Annotated in this window: 20 protein-coding genes; 8 read left to right on the top strand and 12 right to left on the bottom strand. The window is 68.1% G+C overall.

The genetic code is table 11. The annotated features are described in order from the left end of the window. Positions 1-2: 2 nt before the first annotated feature. The 6 genes from AC07R7_RS01850 to AC07R7_RS01825 all read right to left on the bottom strand — a co-directional run bounded on the left by AC07R7_RS01850 (position 3) and on the right by AC07R7_RS01825 (position 7,645). On the bottom strand, positions 3-1,997 hold the full coding sequence (locus AC07R7_RS01850; RefSeq protein WP_494633888.1) for a M13 family metallopeptidase: 1,995 nt from the start codon (positions 1,995-1,997) through the stop codon (positions 3-5). Between the two features lie 98 nt (positions 1,998-2,095). Continuing rightward, positions 2,096-2,587: a DNA-deoxyinosine glycosylase gene (locus AC07R7_RS01845; protein ID WP_494633886.1), complete on the bottom strand. Its 492-nt coding sequence runs from the start codon at positions 2,585-2,587 to the stop codon at positions 2,096-2,098. Further along, a complete protein-coding gene (locus AC07R7_RS01840) occupies positions 2,577-3,335 on the bottom strand; it encodes a 2OG-Fe(II) oxygenase family protein (protein ID WP_494633884.1) in 759 nt (252 codons plus the stop codon). The genes AC07R7_RS01845 and AC07R7_RS01840 overlap by 11 nt, the downstream gene beginning before the upstream one ends. A gap of 2 nt (positions 3,336-3,337) precedes the next feature. Further along, on the bottom strand, positions 3,338-4,648 hold the full coding sequence (purB, locus tag AC07R7_RS01835; RefSeq protein WP_494633882.1) for an adenylosuccinate lyase: 1,311 nt from the start codon (positions 4,646-4,648) through the stop codon (positions 3,338-3,340). A gap of 53 nt (positions 4,649-4,701) precedes the next feature. Continuing rightward, positions 4,702-6,204 (bottom strand): spinster family MFS transporter, encoded by a 1,503-nt coding sequence (locus tag AC07R7_RS01830; protein ID WP_492835009.1) that lies wholly within the window; start codon positions 6,202-6,204, stop codon positions 4,702-4,704. Positions 6,205-6,310: 106 nt separating this feature from the next. Beyond that, a complete protein-coding gene (locus AC07R7_RS01825) occupies positions 6,311-7,645 on the bottom strand; it encodes a spinster family MFS transporter (RefSeq protein WP_494633880.1) in 1,335 nt (444 codons plus the stop codon). Positions 7,646-7,736: 91 nt separating this feature from the next. Here AC07R7_RS01825 and AC07R7_RS01820 point away from each other — a divergent pair, with 91 nt between their 5' ends. Continuing rightward, a complete protein-coding gene (locus tag AC07R7_RS01820) occupies positions 7,737-8,360 on the top strand; it encodes a glutathione S-transferase family protein (protein WP_494633878.1) in 624 nt (207 codons plus the stop codon). Here AC07R7_RS01820 and AC07R7_RS01815 read toward each other — a convergent pair. The 4 genes from AC07R7_RS01815 to AC07R7_RS01800 form a co-directional block, all read right to left on the bottom strand. Next, the gene (locus tag AC07R7_RS01815) at positions 8,357-8,818 is read right to left on the bottom strand and encodes a hypothetical protein (protein ID WP_494633876.1); all 462 of its coding nucleotides are present in this window, start codon (positions 8,816-8,818) and stop codon (positions 8,357-8,359) included. The two genes, AC07R7_RS01820 and AC07R7_RS01815, sit on opposite strands and share 4 nt — an antisense overlap. Positions 8,819-8,839: 21 nt before the next feature. Then, the gene (locus tag AC07R7_RS01810; protein WP_494633874.1) at positions 8,840-9,331 is read right to left on the bottom strand and encodes a hypothetical protein; all 492 of its coding nucleotides are present in this window, start codon (positions 9,329-9,331) and stop codon (positions 8,840-8,842) included. Between the two features lie 111 nt (positions 9,332-9,442). Next, on the bottom strand, positions 9,443-10,534 hold the full coding sequence (locus AC07R7_RS01805) for a 3-deoxy-7-phosphoheptulonate synthase (protein ID WP_494633872.1): 1,092 nt from the start codon (positions 10,532-10,534) through the stop codon (positions 9,443-9,445). A 109-nt stretch (positions 10,535-10,643) separates the two neighbouring features. After that, positions 10,644-10,727 carry a hypothetical protein gene (locus AC07R7_RS01800; RefSeq protein WP_125156646.1) on the bottom strand — a complete coding sequence of 28 codons (84 nt, stop codon included), beginning with the start codon at positions 10,725-10,727 and terminating at the stop codon, positions 10,644-10,646. Positions 10,728-10,888: 161 nt separating this feature from the next. Here AC07R7_RS01800 and AC07R7_RS01795 point away from each other — a divergent pair, with 161 nt between their 5' ends. Genes AC07R7_RS01795 through AC07R7_RS01785 form a run of 3 tightly spaced genes read left to right on the top strand, consistent with a single transcriptional unit; the run spans position 10,889 to position 14,744 of the window. Continuing rightward, the gene (locus tag AC07R7_RS01795; RefSeq protein WP_494633871.1) at positions 10,889-12,388 is read left to right on the top strand and encodes an NAD(P)/FAD-dependent oxidoreductase; all 1,500 of its coding nucleotides are present in this window, start codon (positions 10,889-10,891) and stop codon (positions 12,386-12,388) included. Between the two features lie 2 nt (positions 12,389-12,390). Then, on the top strand, positions 12,391-12,840 hold the full coding sequence (locus AC07R7_RS01790) for a GtrA family protein (RefSeq protein WP_494633870.1): 450 nt from the start codon (positions 12,391-12,393) through the stop codon (positions 12,838-12,840). Next, a complete protein-coding gene (locus tag AC07R7_RS01785) occupies positions 12,837-14,744 on the top strand; it encodes a hypothetical protein (RefSeq protein ID WP_494633869.1) in 1,908 nt (635 codons plus the stop codon). The genes AC07R7_RS01790 and AC07R7_RS01785 overlap by 4 nt, the downstream gene beginning before the upstream one ends. Here AC07R7_RS01785 and AC07R7_RS01780 read toward each other — a convergent pair. Continuing rightward, complete coding sequence (locus AC07R7_RS01780; RefSeq protein WP_492883371.1) at positions 14,714-14,878, bottom strand: hypothetical protein; 165 nt, start codon at positions 14,876-14,878, stop codon at positions 14,714-14,716. The genes AC07R7_RS01785 and AC07R7_RS01780 overlap by 31 nt on opposite strands. Positions 14,879-15,089: 211 nt before the next feature. Here AC07R7_RS01780 and AC07R7_RS01775 point away from each other — a divergent pair, with 211 nt between their 5' ends. Further along, a complete protein-coding gene (locus AC07R7_RS01775; protein ID WP_494633868.1) occupies positions 15,090-16,445 on the top strand; it encodes a sugar MFS transporter in 1,356 nt (451 codons plus the stop codon). Between the two features lie 109 nt (positions 16,446-16,554). On the opposite strand, the gene AC07R7_RS01770 is transcribed toward AC07R7_RS01775, so the two are convergent. Next, the gene (locus AC07R7_RS01770; RefSeq protein WP_494633867.1) at positions 16,555-17,556 is read right to left on the bottom strand and encodes an AraC family transcriptional regulator; all 1,002 of its coding nucleotides are present in this window, start codon (positions 17,554-17,556) and stop codon (positions 16,555-16,557) included. Positions 17,557-17,698: 142 nt separating this feature from the next. Here AC07R7_RS01770 and AC07R7_RS01765 point away from each other — a divergent pair, with 142 nt between their 5' ends. The 3 genes from AC07R7_RS01765 (at position 17,699) to AC07R7_RS01755 (ending at position 22,322) form a co-directional block, all read left to right on the top strand. Beyond that, positions 17,699-18,493 (top strand): DUF2306 domain-containing protein, encoded by a 795-nt coding sequence (locus tag AC07R7_RS01765; RefSeq protein WP_494633865.1) that lies wholly within the window; start codon positions 17,699-17,701, stop codon positions 18,491-18,493. 107 nt (positions 18,494-18,600) lie between these two features. Then, positions 18,601-19,947 carry a dicarboxylate/amino acid:cation symporter gene (locus AC07R7_RS01760; RefSeq protein ID WP_494633863.1) on the top strand — a complete coding sequence of 449 codons (1,347 nt, stop codon included), beginning with the start codon at positions 18,601-18,603 and terminating at the stop codon, positions 19,945-19,947. 71 nt (positions 19,948-20,018) lie between these two features. After that, positions 20,019-22,322, top strand: a complete 2,304-nt coding sequence (locus AC07R7_RS01755; protein ID WP_492883381.1) for a glycoside hydrolase family 3 N-terminal domain-containing protein — start codon at positions 20,019-20,021, stop codon at positions 22,320-22,322. Positions 22,323-22,601: the final 279 nt, after the last annotated feature.

Here is a 22,601-nt window from a genome sequence, read left to right as displayed (position 1 = left end):
TGCTACCAGATACGCGAGCGCTTTTCCGGCGGCAGGTAAAACTTGTCGCCCGGCTTGACGCCAAAGGCCGCGTACCAGGCGTCGACATTGCGCGTCGGGCCGATGACCCGGAAGTTCGATGGCGCGTGCGGGTCGGAGGCCATCTGCTGCTTCAGCGAGTCGGGGCGGGACTTGTCCTGCCAGGCCTGGGCGAAGGCCAGGAAGAAGCGCTGGTCGCCGGTCATGCCGGCCACGACCGGGGCGGGCTTGCCCTTCAGCGAGGCGTGATAGGCGTCATAGGCCACCTGCAGGCCGGCCAGGTCGGCGATGTTCTCGCCCATGGTCAGCTGGCCGTTGATGCGCATGCCCGGCACCGGCTCGTAGGCGTCATATTGCGCGCCCAGCACCGCGGCCTGGCTGTCGAAGCGCTTGGCGTCCTCGGCCGTCCACCAGTCGCGCAACTTGCCGGTCTCGTCGATCTTGCGGCCCTGGTCGTCGAAGCCGTGGCTGATCTCGTGGCCGATCACCGCGCCGATCGCGCCGTAGTTCACCGCCGGGTCGGCGGCCGGATCGAAATAGGGCGCCTGCAGGATGCCGGCCGGGAACACGATCTTGTTCTCCAGACCGCCATTGTAGGCGTTCACCGTCTGCGGGGTCATGCCCCACTTGGCGTGGTCGACGGGCTTGCCCAGGTCGTTCAGGGCATAGGCCCACTCGAAGGCGCCGCTGCGGCGGACATTGCCGTAGAGGTCGCCGGCGTCCAGCTTCAGGGCCGAATAGTCGCGCCACTTGTCCGGATAGCCGACCATCACCGTCATCTTCGACAGCTTGGTCAGCGCCGCCTGCTTGGTGGCCGGAGCCATCCACGGCGCCTTCTGAATCCGCTCGGCCATGGCGATCTTCAGATTGGCGATCAGCTCGACCATCTGGGCCTTGGACGAGGGTGGGAAGTACTTGGCGACATAGGTCTGGCCGACCACCTCGCCGAGGCTGCCGTCGACGAGCTGCACGCCGCGCTTCCAGCGGGGGCGCAGCTGGGTCTGGCCGCTCAGCACCTTCACATATTCGAAGCGGCTGTCGACGAAGCGCTTGGACAGATAGGGCGACATCTCCTGGACGCCCTGGACGGTCTGCCAGGCCTTCAGGGTTTCCAGCGGCGTGGCGGCGAACAGCTTGGCGATGTCGCGGACGGCGGTCTTCTCACCCAGCACCACCTGGTCGCGGCCGGTGACGCCGGCGGCGGCCAGATAGTCCGCCCACGGAATCTCGGGGGCATAGGCCTGCAGTTCGGTGAGGGAGACGGGGTTGTAGACCTTGTCGATGTCGCGGCGGTCGGCGACCGGCCAGCTGACCTTGGCGACGGCGGTCTCGAACGCCACCACGTCGGCGGCGGCCTTGGCCGGATCCGCGTAGCCGGCCATCTTCAGCGCCCGCTCGGCGAAGGCCCGGTAGGCTTCGAGCTGCGGCTTGAAGCCGTCGGTCAGGTAGTAGTCGCGGTCCGGCAGGCCCAGGCCCGACTGGCCGATATAGAGCGTGTTGATCTCGGGGGTCTTGGCGTCGGCGAAGATGTCCAGCGAGAACAGGTCAGGGCCGAAACCGCCGTGGGCGCGGCCCATGGCCTTGGCCAGTTCGGCCTTGGACGTGATCGCCTGGATGGCGGCCAGATCGATCTTCAGCGGCGCGTCGTCGACCTGCTCGACCTTGGCCTCGTCGACGAAGCTCTTGTAGAGCGCGCCGATCGGGGTCGAGGCGTCGGCCGTCTCGATCAAGGTGCGCAGCTGGTCCTGCGAGCGGTTGTAGACGTCGTAGCCGACGCCGGCCGAGGCCTGGTCGGCCGGGATGGTCGTACGCTTCTCCCAGGCGCCGTTGGCGAACTTGTTGAAGTCGTCGCCCGGCTTCACCGTCAGGTCGCGCGACGTCAGGTCGACGCCCCAGGTTCCATACATCGGCTTGTCGGCGGCGAAGGCCGCGCCGGAAATCGCAGCCGCGGAAACTGCGGCCAGCAGGAAGATGCGCATGTGTAGGATTCCCCTCTGAGCTGGGGATGCTGCCCCAAGCGCGGCCGGCGCGCAGATGAATTTCCCGTAATGTCGTCGCCGGCTCGCCCGGACCGGGGCTAGGAGACGAGAAAAGTCTTGAGGCGGGCCCAGGCGTCCGCCTTCTCGCCGAAGCTCCGCGCCGCGTGGGCGGGGCTGGACGAGGGCAGGGCGATCGTCGGCGTCCGCTCGCCGATCAGCCGCGCGCCGAGCTTCGCCGCCGCGCCGCCGTTGAAGGCGACGCACCGCAGCGCCGGCAAGGTCTCGATCAGCTTCAAGAGGTCGTTGGCCGCCGGATCGCGAATAGCCGCGTCCAGACTGCCCTCGCGCTTGGCCTCGGCGATCACGTCCCATAGGCCGACGCCGTGCTCGAGCAGCGTCGCCAGCCGCGCCTCGTAGGCCAGCGGCGTAAGCGGCGCGTCGATCACGCCTTCCATCAGCCGCCAGAAGGCGTTCCGTGGATTGCCGTAGTATTGCCTGATCGCGAGCGAGGCCTCGCCGGGCAGGCTGCCCAGCACGAGAACACGGGTGTTCGCGTCGACGACCGGCGGGAAGCCGCGCTTAGCCGCCAATGGGGGCGCCGGCGCCATTGGGCGGATCGTTGCGCAGCCAGCCGGTGACCGTCAGGCGCGGGGCGCCGGCATAGGGCGCGACCGGGGCCACCGAATGTTGCTGGGGCACCTTGAACAGGGTCAGGACATTGAACGCCGGCGCGAAGCCGCGCGCCACGTCGCCGTGATCGTCGTGGAACAGCAACTGGCCGCCCCAGTCCGGCCGCCACTGGCGGGTGAGGCCCAGGGTATAGGCGGCCAGGCGCTCGCCGACGCCGGTGTCGTCGTGCTGGGTCAGAAAATCGCCCGGGCGGTAGCAGGTCGCCTGGCCGTCGATCTTGGTGATCCCCGCCTCGCCGGTGACGGCGGCGCCGAAGGCGATGAACTCGGGACTGTTCAGGAACGCCGTCAGGGCGTGGATCGGATGGCCCGGGTCGCGGCCTTCGACATAGGCGTTGATCATCGGATAGCCGAGATAGACATAGGCGAAGCCGGTGCGGGCGCGGACCGTGGCCGCGTACAGCTTGCCCGCCACGACCTGATCGCCCAGCTCGGCCCGGCGGGCGCGGGTGATGACCTCGGCCCCGCCGTGTTCATCCGAGCAGATGATGTCCCAGTCGATGGTCTGTTCGAGAATGCCGGCCAGGCGATCGACGACCGCCGGCTCGAACGCCTCGGGAATACGCACCAAGCCGTCGCGCGCATAGGTCTGCGCGAAGACCGCCGGATCCAGCGCCGGATTGAGGCGAAGAACCGGCGGTTCGCTCATGCTCAGGCCTGCTCGCCGAAGACGCGCTTGAAGATCACGTCGACGTTCTTGGTGTGGTAGCCGTAGTCGAACAGCTCCTCGAGCACGGTGTCCGACAGGGCCTTGGAGACGACGGGATCGGCCTTCAGGAAGTCGATGAACCGGCCTTCGCCGCGCCAGACCTTCATGGCGTTGCCCTGCACGGCGGCGTAGGCGTCTTCGCGCGAGACGCCTTCCTGGGTCAGGGCCAGCATGACGCGCTGCGAGAAGACCAGCCCCCCCAGCTTGTCCAGGTTCTTGGCCATGTTGTCGGGATAGATGTTGAAGCGTTCGATCACCCCGGCCAGACGGCGCAGGGCGAAGTCGAGATGGACGGTGGCGTCGGGGCCGATGCCACGCTCGACCGATGAGTGGCTGATGTCGCGCTCATGCCAGAGGGCGACGTTCTCCATGGCCGGGACCACGGCCGAGCGGACCAGGCGGGCCAGGCCCGTCAGGTTCTCGGTCAGGATCGGGTTGCGCTTGTGCGGCATGGCCGACGAGCCCTTCTGGCCCGGATCGAACGGCTCTTCGGCTTCCAGGACCTCGGTGCGCTGCAGGTGGCGGATCTCGGTGGCCAGGCGCTCGACCGACGAGGCGACCACGCCAAGGGCCGCGAAATAGGCGGCGTGGCGGTCGCGCGGGATCACCTGGGTCGAGACCGGCTCGACCGCCAGGCCCATCTTGTCGGCGACGTGCTGCTCGACGCGCGGGTCGACATTGGCGAAGGTGCCGACGGCGCCCGAGATCGCGCAGGTGGCGATCTCGAACCTGGCCATGGCCAGGCGTTCCTTGGCGCGCTGGAACTCGGCGTAGTAGCCGGCCAGCTTCAGGCCGAAGGTGATCGGTTCGGCGTGGATGCCGTGGCTGCGGCCGACGCAGACGGTCATCTTGTGCTCGAGCGCCCGGCGCTTCAGGGCGGCCAAAACGAGGTCGACGTCTTCCAGCAGCAGGTCGGTGGCCTTGCTGAGCTGCACGGCGAAGCAGGTGTCCAGCACGTCCGAGCTGGTCATGCCCTGGTGCAGGAAACGGGCTTCGGGGCCGACGATCTCGGCCACGTGGGTCAGGAAGGCGATCACGTCGTGCTTGGTGACGCGCTCGATCTCGTCGATGCGGTCGCTGTCCCAGACCGCGTCGCGGCCCTTTTCCCAGATCGTCTCGGCGGCGAGCTTCGGGATGGTCCCGATCTCGGCCATGGCGTCGGCGGCGTGGGCCTCGATCTCGAACCAGATCTTGTACTTGGTCTGGCTGGACCAGATGGCGGCGGCTTCGGGGCGGGCGTAGCGGCTGATCATGGGCGGGCGTTTCGGCCCGCCCGCCCCGGGAGTCAAGGGAAGAGGCTTATTACTTACGCCGCTTCGCGCGACTTCATGTGCTTGACCATGCCGATGGCGGCCAGGGCGTAGTGGACGCCGGCCCAGGCGTAGAAGCACAGCGAGATGATGATCCCCTGCTGGCTGGACAGGGCCAGGGTCGAGCGGCACTGCGCCGCCAGTTCGGGCGCCGAGCCCTTGGGCGCGATGCCGCCGGGGCAGGTCGCCGCGAAGCTCTGGCCGCCTTCGACGCCAAACGAGCCCAGCAGGCTGTGGACCACGCCGGCCGCGTCCGGGGTGTTGAAGTGGTACTGCGCCAGATGGTCGATCAGCCAGCCGGTGAAGACCGGTCCGCCGCCCAGGGCGATCAGGTTCAGGAAGAAGAACAGCAGGGCCGTGGCCGTGGCCCGGCGGCGCGGCTCCACCGAGTTCTGGACCACGGCGAAGGTCGGGGCCAGGTAGACATAGTGGAAGATGCCGGGGATCAGCAGGATCATCGCCGTCGCCTGCCAGTCGCTCTGCAGATAGGCGAGGATGTAGATCGGCGTGCAGATGATCAGGCCGATGGCGGGGACCCAGGCGTACCACTTGACGCTGCGCTTGCCGGCCCAGTCGCTCAAGAAGCCGCCGACCAGGGTGCCGACGCCGGCCGAGAAGCCGCCGATCAGGCCGGTGATCAGGCCGACCTGCGCCAGGCCCAGGCCGAAGGCGCGCACGAAGTAGGACGGCACGAAGGCGCCTGAACCGTAGGAGCCGAACGAGGCGATGGTCACGCCCAGCACCATGTGCAGGACGGGCCATTTGAAGAACAGGATCTTGAAGACCGCCCACAGCTCGGCGAACTCGTTGGCCATGGAGAAGGCCGGCTTGGGCGCGGGCTCGACCACGAGGTTCTCGGGTTCGATCGGGCGCTCGACGATCTCGGAATGGCCGCGCGGCGGCTCCTTGATCACCAGCTTGACGATCAGGGCCAGGATCACGCCGGGCAGGCCGACGATGACGAAGGCCACCCGCCAACTGAACTCCTGGGCCAGCCAGCCGCCGGCCACCGCGCCGAACATGGTGCCCAGGGGGATGCCGAACGAATAGATCGACAGGGCCGAGGCGCGCTTCTTGGGCTCGTAATAGTCGCTGATCAGCGAGTGGCTGGGCGGCGAGCAGCCGGCCTCGCCGACGCCGACGCCGAAGCGGAACAGGGCCAGCTGGGCGAAGCTCGTCGCCGCGCCGCACAGGGCGGTGAAGCCCGACCAGACGACCAGCGACAGCGAGATGATGGTCACGCGGTTCCAGCGCTCGGCCAGACGCGCGATGGGAATGCCGAGCAGGGTGTAGAGCAGGGCGAAGTAGAGGCCGCCCAGCAAGCCCAGCTGGGTGTCGGTCAGCTTCAGGTCGACCTTGATGGCCTGACCGATGGTGGCGATGATCGTCCGGTCGATGAAGTTGAAGGTGTAGGTGGCCAGCAGCAGCCCCAGCACCGTCGCCTTGTAGCCATTCGAATAAAGCGGCCGTTCGCCGCCGGACGCACGCGCGTCGGCCATACTGACTCTCTCCCTTCAAACATTTGTTCTAATTGTTGAGGGGACTGTGACGGAGCGGAAGCCAAAGCGCCAGAGGCTAAATTCCGGGCCCCTGGCGCTCTGGAAATCAGGCGACCATCTCCTCGCGGATGCTGTTGCGGGCGGCCCAGAACAGGCCGAAGGCGGCCAGGCCCAGCGTGGCGGAGACGATCAGCGCCCAGCGGACGCCCTGCGCCTCGCCCAGGCCCATCTGACCGGCCAGCACGTCGCTCAGGAGGCCGACGGCCACCGGCCCCAGGCCCAGGCCGATCAGGTTGATGATCAGCAGCAATACCGCGGAGGCGGTGGCCCGCATGTGGGGTTCGACGATGCTCTGAGCCGTGGCGTAGACTGGGCCGTACCACAGGGTGGCCAGCAGGGCGTTGATCGATAGAAAGCCGATCGCGTGCATCGGCGCGTCCAGGCTGACGGCGGTGATGAAGATGGGAATGGTCACCAGCGACGCTAAGGCCGGCACCATGACATAGGCCCGCAGGTCACGGGCCCCCAGGCGGTCGGCCAGGACGCCGCCCAGCCAGGCCCCGACCACGCCGGCGGTGCCGCCGATCAGGCCCAGCGCCAGACCCAGGAAGCCGGCGGACTTCAGGCCAAAGCCGGCGGCCAACTGGGCGATCTCGGGTCCATGGTTGCGAAAGAAGAACGAGGCGATGAAGGGCGCGTAACCATAACCGATGAAAGCTTTGATCGAGGCGGCCAGGGCCACCAGCCAGAAGGTCTTCTTGGTCGCCAGCACCGCAATGGCGGCGGCGAAGCTGATCTGCGAGCTCGCGCGGGCGGCGATGTCGGCGGCCAACTGGCGGCGCGGCTCGACCAGGGTGAAGGCCGCGATCAGCGCGAAGATCACGCCCGGCGCGCCGGCCACCATGAAGGCCGCGCGCCAGCCATAGGCGTCAGCGACCAGGCCGCCCATGGCCATGCCGGCCAGGGTGCCCAGGGGCGTGCCGATCGAATAGAAGGCGATGGCGCTGGCTCGCTTCTCGCGCGGCACGTAGTCGGTGATCAGCGAGTGGGCGGGCGGCGTGCAGCCGGCCTCGCCGACCCCTACGCCAATCCGCGCCAGGATCAGCTGCCAGAAGTTCTGGGTGAAGCCGCACAGCACGGTGAACGCGCTCCACGCGGCCACCGAGGCGCCGATGATGAAGGGCCGGTTCTTGGTCTCGGCCAGGCGAGCGATCGGGATGCCCAGCACGGTGTAGAAGATGGCGAAGGCCAGGCCCGTCATCATGCCCAGCTGCCAGTCGGCCAGGCCAAGGTCGCGCTTGATCGGCTCGGCCAGGATGTTGACCACCTGCCGGTCCAGGAAATTCAGGGTGTAGATGATCAGCAGCACCCATAGGGCGTACCGGCGATAACCCGTCGAAACGGGATTGATGACCGGTGACGGTGTAGCCGCTTCCGCCATGAGCGCTCTCCCTCGAACAGTTGTTCTAATCGTTGAGGCCACCTTAGACGCAGGGTAAGCCGGGCGGCAATCGCATCAGGGAGCGCGCGCCATGGAACTCGTGATCGGCACCAAGAAGTGGTCCAGCTGGTCGTTGCGGCCGTGGCTGGCGCTCAAGCGCACCGGCGCGCCGTTCCGGGAGATCGAGATCCCGCTGCGTCAGGGCGCGGCCAGCGATGCGGCCATCGCGGCGCACTCGCCCAGCCGGCAGGTGCCGGTGCTGAAGGTCGGCGACCTGACGATCTGGGACTCGCTGGCCATCTGCGAATACCTGGCCGAGACCTATCCCGAGGCCAAGCTGTGGCCGGAAGATCCGATCCTGCGGGCGCTGGGCCGTTCGTCGGCGGCCGAGATGCACGGCGGTTTCCAGGCGCTGCGGAGCGAATGTCCAATGGCGCTGGAGACCCGCGCGCCGATCGAGGTCTCCGAGGCCGTCGGGAAAAACGTCCGGACGATCGTGGAGCGCTGGAACCAGCTGCTGGCGAAGTCCGGCGGGCCGTTCCTGCTGGGCGACTGGTCGATCGCCGACGCCTTCTACGCGCCGGTGGCGACGCGCTTCCGCACCTACGGGATCAAGCCCGCGGACTACGGCGACACCGGAACGGCGCAAGCCTACGCCGAGCGCCTGCTGGCGACGCCGGAGTTCCTGGAGTGGGAGCGCGCGTCGCGGGCTTAGAGACCCGCGGGCGCCCCGTTGGTGACCGGCGGCGGCTTGCAGCGGCCGGCGCGGGCCTGGACCACGTAGAACAGCGCGCGACCCTGGGCGAAGCTGCTGTGCTCGGCCAGCGGGTTGGTGGGCTGGCCGGTGGTCAGGCTCAGGGCCTGCTCGCCAGTATTGCCGGTCTGGCCCAGCGAGGCCTGGTTCCAGCGGCTGAGCACCGGGGCGCAGGCGGCCACGACCGCTTCGGCAATGATCTCGGCGCCGTCCCTGGAGCCGGCCAGGCTGTAGGCCCAGCGGCGGGCGCACTCGTCGACCGGCGTCGACGGGTCCGAGGCCGCCGTGGCGCCGGGACCGGCGTTGTTTCGGAAGTCGGCGCAGATCTTCGGGTTGGACATGGCCTCATGCCCGTTTTCGCAGGCGGCCAGGGCGAGGGTGGCGAGGGCCACGGCGGCCATCACGGGCTTGCGGATCATCTTTTTGATTTCCGTGTGTTTCTAGCGGGGGCAGATCTGGACCGGGCGCTGGGCCAGGCGGCCGCGCTCGTCGTAGTAGGAGATCGTCGCGTTGCGGCACGTCCCGCCGGTCGGCGCGGTGGCCGAGACCTGCTGGAAGGTCCCGTCGCGGACTTCGCCGGTCGCGACCGGGTTGCCCATGTGGTCGTAATAGACCTGACGGACGGGCGCGGGCCGCGCTGGCGCCGCCGAGGCGGCGCGATAGCTGGAGCCGGAGCTGTAATAGGCCGTGCGGGTGCGGCAGCCGCTCTTGCCGATTTCGCGGCCGACCAGGGCGCCGCCGACGCCGCCGATCAGCAGACCGCCGCCGCCCTTCGAGATGGCGTTGCCGACCAGGGCGCCGCCCAGGCCGCCGATGACGGTTCCGGTGGCCTTGCGGCTGCGGCAGGTGGCGGCGTCGGCGTCCGTGGGCGCCAGCGTCGCGGGAAGGGCGATGGCGCCGATGGCCAGGCCGATGATAATGAGACGCGTCATGTGATCTTCGCCTTGGTGAAGGTCCCTCGGGCTTCACAACGCGTCTCGTCGGCAGAAGGATGCGCGAACGGCGGGATGTCGACTCAATCCCGCCATTCGCGCTTTGGGTCTTTAGGCCTTGCGCGCCTCGCGACCGGCCCGAACCGCCGCCGCCAACTGGTCGAGCAGGCGCACCGAGGTGTCCCAGTCGACGCAAGCGTCGGTGACCGACTGGCCGTAGGTCAGGGGCTGGCCGGGGACGATGTCCTGGCGGCCCGCGACGAGGTTGCTCTCGATCATCACCCCCATGATCGGCGAAGTTCCGGTCGCCACCTGAGCGCAGACGTCGGCGACCACGGCCGGCTGGTTCTCGTGGTTCTTGCCGCTGTTGGCGTGGCTGACGTCGACCATGATCCGGGCCGGCATGCCCGCCTTGGCCACGGCTTGCGCGGCGGCGGCCACGCTGGCGGCGTCGTAGTTGGGCGTCTTGCCGCCGCGCAGCACGACGTGGCAGTCGGTATTGCCGGTGGTGGTCGCGATGGCGGCGCGGCCTTCCTTGGTCACGGCCAGGAAGTGGTGCGGTTGCGAGGCGGCGGTGACCGCGTCGACCGCGACCTTCACGTCGCCGTTGGTGCCGTTCTTGAAGCCGACCGGGCAGGAGAGGCCCGAGGCCATCTCGCGGTGGATCTGGCTCTCGGTGGTGCGCGCGCCGATCGCGCCCCAGGCCACCAGGTCGGCGATGTACTGGGGCGTGGTCACGTCCAGGAACTCGCAGGCCGTCGGCAGGCCCTGGGCGCTGACGTCCAGCAGCACCCGGCGCGCCAGGCGCAGGCCCTCGTTGATCCGGAAGCCGCCGTCCAGGTCCGGATCGTTGATCAGGCCCTTCCAGCCGACCGTGGTGCGGGGCTTCTCGAAATAGACCCGCATGATCACTTCCAGCTCGCCGGCGTGGCGCTCGCGCTCGGCGGCCAGGCGATGGGCGTAGTCGAGGGCGGCCTTGGGATCGTGGATCGAGCAGGGGCCGATCACCACCACCAGGCGGTCGTCGCGGCCGTGCAGGATCTCGTGGACCGCCGCGCGAGCCTCGCCGACGACCTCCGCGACCGACGAACTGGCCGGCGCCTCGCCGATCACCTGGGCGGGCGGGCTGAGCGTCTGAAGCTTTTCGATGCGCAGGTCGTCGGTGGGGACGGGCAGCGAGACGAGATGGACGGTGGAAGGCATGGCGTACTCCGAAAGATCTTGGGGGAAATTCCGCGAGGTCCGGCGGCCATGAAAAAAGCCGCCCGGGGAACCCCTGGCGGCTGGTGAAGGTGTCCTTGGTGGCCTGATGTCAGGCCGAACGAAACCCTCCCGGCGCCAGAGGCGTCGGATAGCTAAAATACCAAAACAGCTGTTGGCTGGCGGCGAGGGTCATCACCGCGACCGTAGCGCCACCTCTTCCACATGTCACCCCCGATTGCGGCGTCCGCGACCGATCGTCCTGGATTCACGATTAATCGGGATTCACCAAGCCTCGCGACCCCGCCTTAACCATCCGCCTGCATCTTGTCTCGAAACGGGATAGGAGGCGGCCGCATGGGCCAGCACGTGGAGACCCTGGTGATCGGCGCTGGCCCGGCCGGCCTGACGACCGCCTACACTCTGGCCAAGGCCGGCCGCGCCGTGACCGTGCTGGAGATGGATCCGACCTATGTCGGCGGCATCAGCCGGACGGTCGACTACAAGGGCTTCAAGTTCGACATCGGCGGCCACCGCTTCTTTTCGAAGAGCAAGGAGATCGTCGACCTCTGGAACGAGATCCTGCCCGACGATTTCATCGACCGGCCGCGCCTGTCGCGCATCTACTACCGCGAGAAGTTCTACGCCTATCCGCTGAAGGCCTTCGAGGCGCTCGCGAACCTGGGCGTCTTGACGGCGACCAAGTGCATGGCCTCGTTCGGCTGGGCCAAGGTCAAACCAATCGCCAACCCGACGACCTTCCACCAGTGGGTCCGCAACCAGTTCGGCGAGAAGCTGTTCTCGATCTTCTTCAAGACCTACACCGAGAAGGTGTGGGGCATGAGCTGCGACGAGATCTCGGCCGACTGGGCCAGCCAGCGCATCAAGGGCCTGGACCTGGCCTCGGCGATCATCAACGGCGTCAAGCGCTCGCTGGGCGTCAAGGCCAGGGCGGGCGAGGGGGCGCCCAAGACCCTGATCGAGAGCTTCCGCTATCCCCGCAAGGGTCCCGGCATGATGTGGGACGCCTGCGCCGAGAAGATCACCGCCCTGGGCGGGCAGGTCCGCATGGGCCGCAAGGTCGACGGCCTGCACTACGACAAGCTGGCCAAGATCTGGACCGTCAGCGTCTCCTGCGCCGACGGCAAGAAGGAAATCTACACGGCCGACGACGTCGTCTCGTCCGCCCCGATCCGCGAGCTGATGCAGTCGGTCAGCCCGACCCCGATCAGCGTCTTCCACGCCGGCGAACTGATGTACCGCGACTTCCTGACCGTGGTGCTGATCGGCAAGCCGCAGAAGGAGCTGCCGGACAACTGGATCTATATCCACGATCCGTCGGTGAAGGTCGGCCGCGTGCAGAACTTCCGCTCGTGGTCGCCGGAAATGATCCCGGACGGCGTTTCGACGTGCCTGGGCCTGGAATACTTCTGCTTCGAGGGCGACGGCCTCTGGACCACCTCGGACGAGGATCTCGTCATCCAGGCCAAGCGCGAGATCGCCAAGATCGGCCTGATGGACCCGGCGGACGTCTACGACGCCTGCGTGGTGCGCCAGCACAAGGCCTACCCGGTCTATGACGACGCCTATGCCGAGCACATCAAGATGATCCGGCTGGACCTGAAGATGCACTTCCCGGGCCTGCACCTCGTGGGCCGCAACGGCATGCACAAGTACAACAACCAGGACCACGCCATGATGACCGGCCTGCTGACGGCCGAGAACATCATCGCCGGCGAGACTCTGCACGACGTGTGGGAGGTCAACGAGGACGCCGAATACGGCGAGGCCGGCGTCTCCGGCGCCCGCGAGGCCCTGCGCAGCGAGCGCCTGGTTCCGGCCAAGGTCGCGGCCTGATCATGGCCCTGGCTCCGCGGCTCTGGCGGCGTCTCCCCGAGGAGCTGCGCGAGCTGATGCTCTATGGCTTCGCCAGCGCCCTGGCCCTGGGGCTAGACTGGGGTCTGCTGCTGGCGCTGACGACGCTGGGCGTGAACTATCTGCTGGCCTCGGCGATGGGTTTCGTGAGCGGTATCGCGGTGACCTATCTGCTGTCGGTTTCGATGGTGTTCCGCTATCGCCCGGTCGCCGACCGCTGGCGCGAGTTCGTCGGCTTCGTCGGCGTGGGCCTGGCCGGCCTCATATTGACGCAGGGCCTGATGGCGCTTTGGGTCGAGGTCCTGCGCCTGCATCCGGGCGTGGCCAAGATCCCGACCGCCGCGATCGTCTTCATGTTCAACTTCACCGTCCGCCGGGCGCTGCTGTTCAAAGCCCCCAGAAGCCCCGGGGACGCCGACCCCGTCCAGTCGTGAGCCGCCTCGATAAGTTCGCCGATAGCCGCTGGCTTGGGTGGCTGGTCGCGTTTGGCCTGTTCCTGCTGAGCCGTCCCTATCTCGGCATCTATCACGACGGTCGCCTCTATGTGGCCGACGCCCTGGCCAAGCTGGACCCGGGCGGGGTTGGGCGCGACCTGATGTTCGTCCATGACGGGCAGTTCGGCTTCAGCCTCTACACGCCGATGCTGGCGCGATTGATCGCACTGCTGGGTCCGTCCGCCGCGACGATGGCGATCGTGGCCCTGACGCTGGCGCTGTGGTTCACGGCGGCGGTCTTGATGGTCGAGCGGCTCCTGGCGGATCGGTCGCCGGCGCTGCGCTGGGCGGCGTTGGTCTTCGTGGTCTCGTTGCCGTCTCTCTACGGGCCACTGAACGTCATCGGCTTCGGCGAGCCCTACGCCACGCCGCGCGGCCTGGTCGAGGCGGCGGGCCTGGCCGGCATGGCCGCCTATCTGTCCGGACGACCTTGGCTGGGCCTTGGCCTCTGCATCGTCGGCATGCTGTTTCACCCGATCATGGGCCTGTGCTCGGCCGCCGCGATCGGCGCCGCCCTCTGCTTGGAGGACCGCCGTTGGCTATGGGCGGGTCTGACGGGAGTCGCCGTCGTCGCCGTGGCGGGCCTGGCGCACCTGCCCGTCGCCGACCGTCTGGTGACCGTCATGGACCCGGCCTGGCGGGCGGTGGTCGAGACCCGCAGCCCCATTCTGTTCCCCTCGCTCTGGCCGGTGGAAGCCTGGAGCCGTCTGGCCGTGCAGGCCTGCACCGTCGCGGCGGCGGGCTTTCTGCTCCAGGGCGCGCCGCGCCGCCTGGTCCTGGGCGCCTTGATCGCCGGTCTCGTCGGAGTCGGCGTCGCCGCCATCCTCGGCGAACGTCTGTCGCTGATCCTGTTTCTGCAGATCCAGAGCTGGCGCACCCTGCAACCCGTCGCCGTGCTGGCTCTGGCCTGCCTGGCGCTGCTGGTCGCCGAACTGCCCCGACGCGGAGCGGCGGGGCTGCTCGGCATGTCCCTGATCGGCGTGGCCTGGCTGTTCCGCGATGTCGGCGCGCTCGGCCTGCTCGCGGCGCCGACGGGCCTGCTGCTTGTCGCCGTGGGCGGCAAGCTGCGCTTTACGCGTCCGAGACTTTGCATGGGCTTGGCGCTCGGCCTGCTGGCCGTGGCGGTGATCGGCTATGCTGGATTGGCCGGCGAGGGCCTGGCGGACAAACTGACGCGAGCGGGGCGCTATAGCGAAAGCATCGTCTGGTTCAGCGATCTGCCCGCCTTGGCGATCGCGGTGGCGATCGGCGTCTGGTTGGCCCTCGGCCGACCGACGCCGCCGGTCATGGCGCGCATCGTGGGGGCGGGTGCGGTCTGTGTGCTGGCGATCCTCCTGTGGGACGATCGTTCCGACTACATCCGCGCGCGTGACCGGGGGAAGGATCCGGGGCTGGTCGCCATGACCGCCTCTCGGCCCGGGCCGGTGCTGTGGCTGGTCGGCGACATGGAGCCTTGGTTGCTGCTGGGTCGACCCAGTTGGTCCGCTCGGGTGCAGGGCGCCGGCGTGGTGTTCTCGCGATCGATGGCCCTCGAGATCCGCGACCGCGCCGAGCGCCTGACCAACCTGGGACTGGCGAGCGAGGACTTCATTCGGCCGCTGACGGCGCCGGAACGTCGCCTGCCGCCACCGAGTCTGGCGCAGGTCCGGGCTTTCTGCGCGGCGCCGGACGCGCCGGCCTGGATCCTCTGGCCACGCTGGGACGACGCCCCGCCGTTGGCCGCCGAATTGGCGGCGCGAGACTGGACGCCCAAGGCGCCGTTCATCCGCGAACAAGTCGATCAGGGCGCGCTCCGCGCTCTGAAGGCCAGCCGCTACGCCGTGATTCCCTGCGGCGGCGACTGAGTCTCGGCGGGCTCGCGCGGCGCCTTGAGGCGCTCGATGCTCCAGCCCAGGAAGTGCACCAGCGCGTCGGCCAGGCCGACCATCGCCGCCAGCACGAAGAGGCTGGACATCAGAAGAACCATCAGCGCCGACATGAGAAACTCCCGGTTCTCAGGATCAAGCGACGGGAGGGACGAGCGGTTCCCGTGGTAGCGCTATCAGGCGCCGAAAAAGCGCGCGTGAGGTTGACAACGTTGTCACGCTTCCTGTGAATGGCGCGTCCGCGCAAAGACGGATTCCACGAATAACGTCCCTAGGGAGTGGTGCAGTGATTGCGGTGAAATACAGCCTCGAGGGCGCCGTCCGATGACCGACGCCGCGATCGCGAAGACCACGACGAAAGGCAACGGCGTGAAGCTCGCCGTCGTCTATGTAACCTGCCTGTTCTTCATCTGGGCGCTGGTCACCAACCTGCTGGACCCGCTGCTGAAGACCTTCAAGACGGTCTTCACGCTGAGCCCCGTCGAGGCCAGCCTGACGGGCTTCGCTTTCTTTATCGCCTACGGGATCATGTCGCTGCCGTCGGCCGCGTTCTTGTCCAAGCTTGGCTACGCCAAGTCGGTCATGGTCGGCCTGGGCGGCATCGTCGCCGGCTGTTTCATCGCCATCGCGGCGGCCAAGCTGCACACCTTCGGCGTCTTTCTGGTCGGCCTGTTCGTGATGGCCTCGGGCGTGACCCTGCTGCAAGTCGCGGCCAACCCGCTGATCGCGTCGATGGGCAAGCCCGAAGAGTCCTCGTTCCGTCTGAACCTGTCGCAAGCGTTCAACTCGCTGGGCGCGGCCTGCGGCCTGTGGTTCGGCGCCAACTTCCTGCTCAAGGGCGAGATCTTCACCAAGGGCGTGGTGATCACCCAGGCCATGCGCGAGCAGGCCCTGGGCTTCGTCTCGAACGTCTATCTCGCCATCGGCGTGGGCCTTGCCCTGTTCATCCTGCTGATTTTCCTGGTCCGCCAGAAGATCACCGACGCCGCGCCGAAGACCGGCCAACTGGTCAATCCGTTCACCGCCCTGACCTCGAAGTGGGCGAACCTGGGCGCGATCGGCATCTTCCTCTATGTCGGCGCCGAGGTGGCGATCTCGCTTCACCTGCTGCTGTTCCTGGAGCAGTCGCGCATTCTGGACATTCCGTCCGAGCAGGCCGGCAAGCTGACGACCTTCTACATGGTGTTCGCCATGATCGGCCGCTTCGCCGGCTCGGCCATGCTGAAGACGATCAAGGACTACGCCCTGCTGACCGCCGTGGCCGTCGGCGCCATCGCGCTGTGCCTGGTCGTCATCCTGACCAAGGACATGACCCCCACGGCTCACACCGGTACGGTCAACCTGTTACTGGCCTCGGCCCCGCTGACCAGCGGCCTGATCCCCGCCTTCGCGGCCCTGCTGATCGGTCTGTTCAACTCGATCATGTTCCCGACGATCTTCACCCTGACCCTGCAACGGTCCTCGGCGCCGACCTCGGCGACCTCGGGCCTGCTGTGCATGGCCATCGTTGGCGGCGCCTTCCTGCCGCTGGCCTTCGCCAAGATCGAGGAGCTGACCGGTTCGATCTCGATGGGCTTCATCGCCCCGTTGGCCTGCTACGTCTATGTCCTGTGGTTCGCGCTGGTCGCCAAGAAGGCCCCGACCCACGAGATCCAGGAGGGCGTGGCTGGCGGTCACTAGGCCGCGCCGCGAGCCCTCCGATAGCCGAAGACCTGCAAGCGCACCCCGGGAGGCTCGTTCTCCCGGGGATTTTTTTGTCCTCGGGGCCGGGCCGGAACATGTTGGCGCCTCAGCCCGGTTTGCGGCCGCGCGGGCTGGCCCCGGTCCAGCGCTTGAAGGCGCGCGAGAAGGCGCTGGTTTCGGAGAAACCGACCAGATAGGCGGTCTCGTTGACAGACAGCTTCTCCAGATAGGTCTCGGCCATCCGCCGGCGCAGGTCGTCCAGCACCTGGTCGAAGCTGACGCCTTCGGCCTTCAGGCGGCGATAGAGGGTCTGGCGCGACAGGCCCAGGGCCGCGGCGACCGCGTCCATGGCCAGTTCACCGGTGTGCAGCAGCGGGATCAGCAGGGCCTCGACCCGGCCGCGCGTGGTCTTGGATTCTTCCAGGCTGGCCAGCAGCGCGTCGGCGTGGCCGTTGAACATGCCGAAGGCGTAGCGGTTGGGCCGGTGGATCGCGAGGTTCAGCCACGAGGGCTCGATCCGCAGGGCGTTCCAAGCCGCGCCGAAGGTCACCGGCGCGCGTAGCACCCGCTCGTATTCGGCCGCGTGGGCCGGACGCGGACGGGTCAGGTGGACGGCCAGGGCGAAGGTGAAGTCCGGATAGTGCCGGGTCATCTCGCACGTGAAGCGGGCCAGGGCGGCCTCGATCAGCTCCGGGAAGTCCTCCGCGCAGCGGTCCTCCAGCCAGAGTTCGCCGTTGCGTGGCGTCAGCTGGAAGCGCGGCCCGTCCGAGACGCCGTCGACCTCGACCACCAGGCGCGAAAAGCGGTTCAGCTGCTTCAGGGCCCCGCCCATGGTGTCGGCTGCCTGGCAGATCAGGCCGACGATCGAGATCTGCTCGAAGCGGGTGGCTTCCGGAAACTTCAGGGCCAGGGCCGGCTCGCCGGTCATCTCCTGGCCGGCGCGATAGAGCGCCTTGTAGCGCTCCAGCGGGATGCGGGCGTCCTGGTCCGCGAAGTCGGTCTCGGCCACGCCGGTTCGATCCAGCAGCGCCGCGCGGTCCGCGCCCAGCGATACCGCGAACGCCAGCAGGGCGCTGAAGAACCCGCCCGACACCGTCGCTTGAACCACGCTTGCTTCAGAACGGATGGCCATGGCGCGAGCGGTAGCAGGGTGATCGCCAGGGTCAAGTTCGTGTCGCCTGGCGTCATGGCTCGGCTGGGCCGCGCTCATTAAGCCTGCGAACGAGCGATGCGTTGGCGGGTTGGTACACATGGAGAAGATCGCTAACCGGGCGCTGAGCGTCTCGGCGACCGCGTGGTTCATCGCCCTGATCATGGGGCTGTGGGCGTTCGGGGTCTATATCGTCGGGCTCTACGGCGTGGGCGCCGTCACCGGAGACTGGGAGCGCTGGAACGCGGTGCTGCCGGCGGGGCACGGCTACAATCATGGTGACACCGCCGGAAATCTGGCGCTGGGCGTCCACCTGCTGATGGCGGTGTTCGTGACCTTCGCCGGCTCGCTGCAGCTGGTTCCCGCGATCCGGGCCAAGGCGCCGGGTTTCCACCGCTGGAACGGGCGGGCGTTCATCACCGTGGCCCTCGCCATCGCGTTGTCTGGCCTGTTCATCGCCTTCACCCGGGGCGCGGTGGCCGGGATCTATATGGCGATCGGCAACACGCTGAACGCGGTGCTGCTGATGCTTTGCGCCGGGCAGGCGTTGCGTTTCGCGCGGAAGCGGCGGTTCGACCTCCATCGGCGCTGGGCCCTGCGGGCGTTCGTGCTGATGCTGGGCGTGTTCTTCTACCGTCTGGGCATGATGCTGTGGTTCGCCGCCAACCAGGGACCCGTGGGGCACACCAAGGCGTTCGACGGACCGTTCGACATCGCCCTGGCCTTTGGTCACGTGCTGGTCCCGGTCGCGATCCTGGAGCTCTACCTGCTGGCGCAGGACCGGGGCGGGGCGGGGGCCAAGCTGGCCATGGCGGGCGGCATGGCGGTGGTCACCCTGGCGACGGCGGCGGGCGGCTTCCTCGCTATGATGGGACTGTGGCTGCCGCGTCTTTAGGCACAGGCTCCGTTTCAGTTTTCCTGGGGGCGACCACCGGAAAACCTCGCTCGTAAATCCCACCGCGCGGCACGACATTCTGTCCTCAAGTTTGTCGAGGATCGCGCATGGCCGTCGCCCAGCCGAAGAGCAGCCGTTTCATCAGCGGGTTCGGAGTCCAGGTCCTGGTCGCCATGGCCCTGGGCCTGGGGCTGGGCCTGCTGGCCCGCAACCTGGGACCGGGCGAAGGCCAGGCGGGCTATGCGCTGGCCGAGACCTTGCACCAGATCGGCTCGATCTTCGTCCAGCTGCTGCGCACCCTGGTGCCGCCGCTGGTGTTCACCGCCATCGTCGCCTCGATCGCCAACATCGCCCAGCTGCAGAACGCCGCGCGCCTGGTCTGGCGGACCCTGTTCTGGTTCGCGGTCACCGCCCTGATCGCTGTTCTGATCGGCATCGCCCTCGGTTTGATCCTGCAGCCTGGCCTGCACACCAGCGTCGCGGCCGCCGCCGCCAAGGCGCCCAAGACCCACGGCTCATGGCTGGACTTCCTGACCGGCCTGGTTCCCGGCAACATCCTGGGCCTGGCCGCCTCGACCAAGGTTTCCGACGCGGGCGTGGCGACGACCTCGCTGTCGTTCAACGTGCTGCAGATCGTGGTGATCTCCCTGGTCGCCGGGATCGCGGCCCTGAAGGTCGGCGAGGCGGGCGAGGCCTTTCTGAAGTTCAACGCCTCGGCCCTGGCGATCGTGCGCAAGGTGCTGTGGTGGGTGATCCGCCTGACGCCGATCGGCACAGTCGGCCTGTTCGGCAACGCCGTGGCGCAGTACGGCTGGACGACGCTCGGCCAGCTCGGCGCCTTCACCGGCGCGATCTATATCGGCCTGGCCTTGGTGCTGCTGGTCGTCTACCCGACGATCCTGGCCCTGAACGGCCTCAACCCGATCAAGTTCTTCCAGGGCGCCTGGCCGGCGATCCAGCTGGGTTTCGTCTCGCGCTCGTCGGTCGGCACACTGCCTGTGACCGAGGCCGTGACCGAGACCAGCCTGGGCGTGCCACGCGCCTACGCCGCCTTCGCCGTGCCGTTCGGCGCGACCACCAAGATGGACGGCTGCGCGGCCATCTATCCGGCGATCTCGGCGATCTTCGTGGCTCAGTTCTTCGGCGTGCACCTGGCCTGGTCGGACTATTTCCTGATCGTCTTCGTCTCGGTGATCGGCTCGGCCGCCACGGCGGGCCTGACCGGCGCGACGGTGATGCTGACCCTGACCCTGTCGACCCTGGGCCTGCCCCTCGAGGGCGTGGGCCTGCTGCTGGCCATCGACCCGATCCTGGACATGGGCCGCACGGCCGTGAACGTCGCCGGCCAGGTGCTGGTCCCGACCATCGTGGCAAAACGCGAAGGGATCCTGGATCTCGCGACCTACAACACCGCTCGCGTTCCGGCCGAGACGGTCCTGCATCCCGCCGAATAGGCGAGCGCGGTTGCGCCGGGACGCTTTAGCGGCAATTTTGCCGGCCTCGTAAAGCGTCCCCGGGGGATTCCATGGCTTTGAAGACGACGAACGGCGGCCCGCAGGGGCCGAGCCGGCGCGCCTTCCTGTCCAGCGCCACGGCCCTGATGGGGCTGGCCGTCACCGCCCCCCGCGCCTTCGCCCGGGCTTCGGATCGCATCGAAGGGCTGCTGGCCCAGATGACGATCGAGGAGAAGGCCGGCCAGCTGTCCTGTTTCGCCGACATGATCCGGCCGCCGATCGGCGACATCAATCCGCTGGTCAATATCCGCAACGCCGAGATCCTGCTGGCCGAGGTGAGGGCAGGCCGGATCGGGATGCTGTTCAACGGGGTGGGCGCCCAGGCCGCGCGCGACACGCAGAAGGCCGCGATCGAGGACTCGCGCCTGAAGATCCCGCTGCTGTTCGCGGCCGACGTGATCCACGGCTTCCGCACCGTGTTTCCGATCCCCCTGGGCGAGACCGCCAGCTTCGACCCGCACCTGGCCGAGCGCACCGCTCGCGCCACCGCTCTGGAGGCGACCGCGTCGGGCCTGCACTGGACCTTCGCGCCGATGGTCGACGTCGCCCGGGATCAGCGCTGGGGCCGGGTGGCCGAAGGGGCGGGCGAGGACGTCTTTCTGGGCGAGGTGATGGCCGCCGCCCGCGTGCGCGGCTTCCAGGGCAAGGACCTCAAGGCCGACGACAGCATGCTGGCCACGCCCAAGCACTTCGCCGCCTACGGCGCGGTGATGGCGGGCCTGGAGTACAATTCGGTCGAGGTCTCCGAGGCCACGCTGCGCGAGGTGCACCTGCCGCCGTTCCAGGCCGCCTTCGCGGCCGGCGCCCAGACTACCATGTCGGCCTTCAACGACGTCAACGGCGTCCCGGCGACCGCCAACAAGAGGCTGCTGACCGACATCCTGCGCGGAGAGTGGGGCTTCAAGGGCGTGGTGGTCTCGGACTACACGGCCGACCAGGAGCTGGTGGCCCACGGCTATGCCGCCGACGACCGCGACGCCGCGCGCCTGGCCATCCTGGCGGGTGTCGACATGAGCATGCAGAGCGGCCTCTACAATCGATACCTGCCGGAGCTGGTCGCCTCGGGCGCCGTGCCGATGGCCACGGTCGACGCGGCCGTGCGCCGGGTTCTGGCCCTGAAGGAGGCGATCGGCCTCTTCGACAACCCCTACCGCTCGCTGGATCCGCGCGACGAGGCGGCCCGCACCGCCACACCCGCTTTGCGCGCCCTGAGCCGCGAGGCCGGCGCGCGCTCGATCGTGCTCTTGAAGAACGATCAGGCCCTCCTGCCCTTGCCCAAGGCCGGCAAGCGCCTGGCCTTGATCGGTCCGTTCGCCGACGACCGCGACAACGTGCTGGGGGCCTGGGGCGGCTTCTTCGCGGACCGTCGCCTGAACGTCGATCTGGCCACCGGCGTGCGCGCCCAGCTGGCCGATCCGGCGAGCCTGATCGTCGAGCGCGGCTGCGAGGTCGAGACCACCATCGCCGGCGGCTTCGAGCGCGCGGTGGCCGCGGCTCAGGCCGCCGACATCGTCCTGCTGGCCGTCGGCGAGAGCCAGGACATGACCGGCGAGGCCAAGTCGCGCACGGATATCCGCATCCCGCCGGTGCAGCAGCGCCTGGCCGAAGCGATCGCCGCGACGGGAAAGCCGGTCGTCGTCCTGTTGCGGCACGGCCGCGCGATCCAGCTGGAGGGCGTGGTCCGCGACGCCCCGGCGATCCTGGCGACTTGGTTCCTGGGCAGCGAGATGGGCAACGCCGTGGCCGACGTGCTGTTCGGCGTGGTGAACCCCTCGGGCCGACTGCCGGTCAGCTTCCCGATCGACAGCGGCCAGGAGCCGTTCTTCTACAACGGCCGCACCACCGGCCGCCCGGCCCCGGCCGATCCGAACGGCCAGGAGTACAAGGCGCGCTGGCGCTCGATCCGCAACGACGCGCTCTATCCGTTCGGCTTCGGCCTCAGCTACACGCGCTTCGACGTCACCGATATGAAGCTGTCGACGGAGCGGCTTGGCTGGAACGACACGCTGCACGTGACCGCCAAGGTCAAGAATAGCGGCGACCTGCACGGCGACCATGTCGTCCAGCTCTACATCCGCGACCGGGTCGCCAGCCGCACCCGGCCGGTGCGCGAGCTGAAGGGTTTCCAGCGTGTCTCCCTGGCGCCGGGGGGCGAACGCGAGGTGCGGTTCGAGCTGAAGCGCGAGAACCTGATGTTCGTCGGCGACAACGACTACTGGATCGCCGAGCCGGGGATGTTCGACGTCTGGCTGGCCAGTTCCGCCGTCGACGGCCTGATGGCCAGCTTCGAGCTGCTAGGGGCGGGGCTGGGCTGAACCCGAATCGGTGGCGTTAGGAGTTTGGGCCAAAAAGCGGCCGACGCCTCGCTTCAAGGCGTTCGCGTTAAGCGCGCGCTAAGCTTGACGTCGCGTGTCCAGGCGCTGTGAACGGACGGTGCAAGACGAAGCTAACATCTTACTTTATAAGGCTTATGCGCGCATCCAACAGGCCGAAATATAGGTGCGCCCGTAAACTCGCGTGGCATGTATAACGCTGCGTCGGCATGTCTCGTTGAAAGGACTTGGAAAGGAAATATGGTTACCGGAATCAAGCCA

This window comes from Caulobacter sp. GW821-FHT05F04 (genome assembly GCF_059419665.1).
Note: the sequence above shows the minus strand (reverse complement) of the source record. Positions and strands in the feature narration are given on the sequence as shown.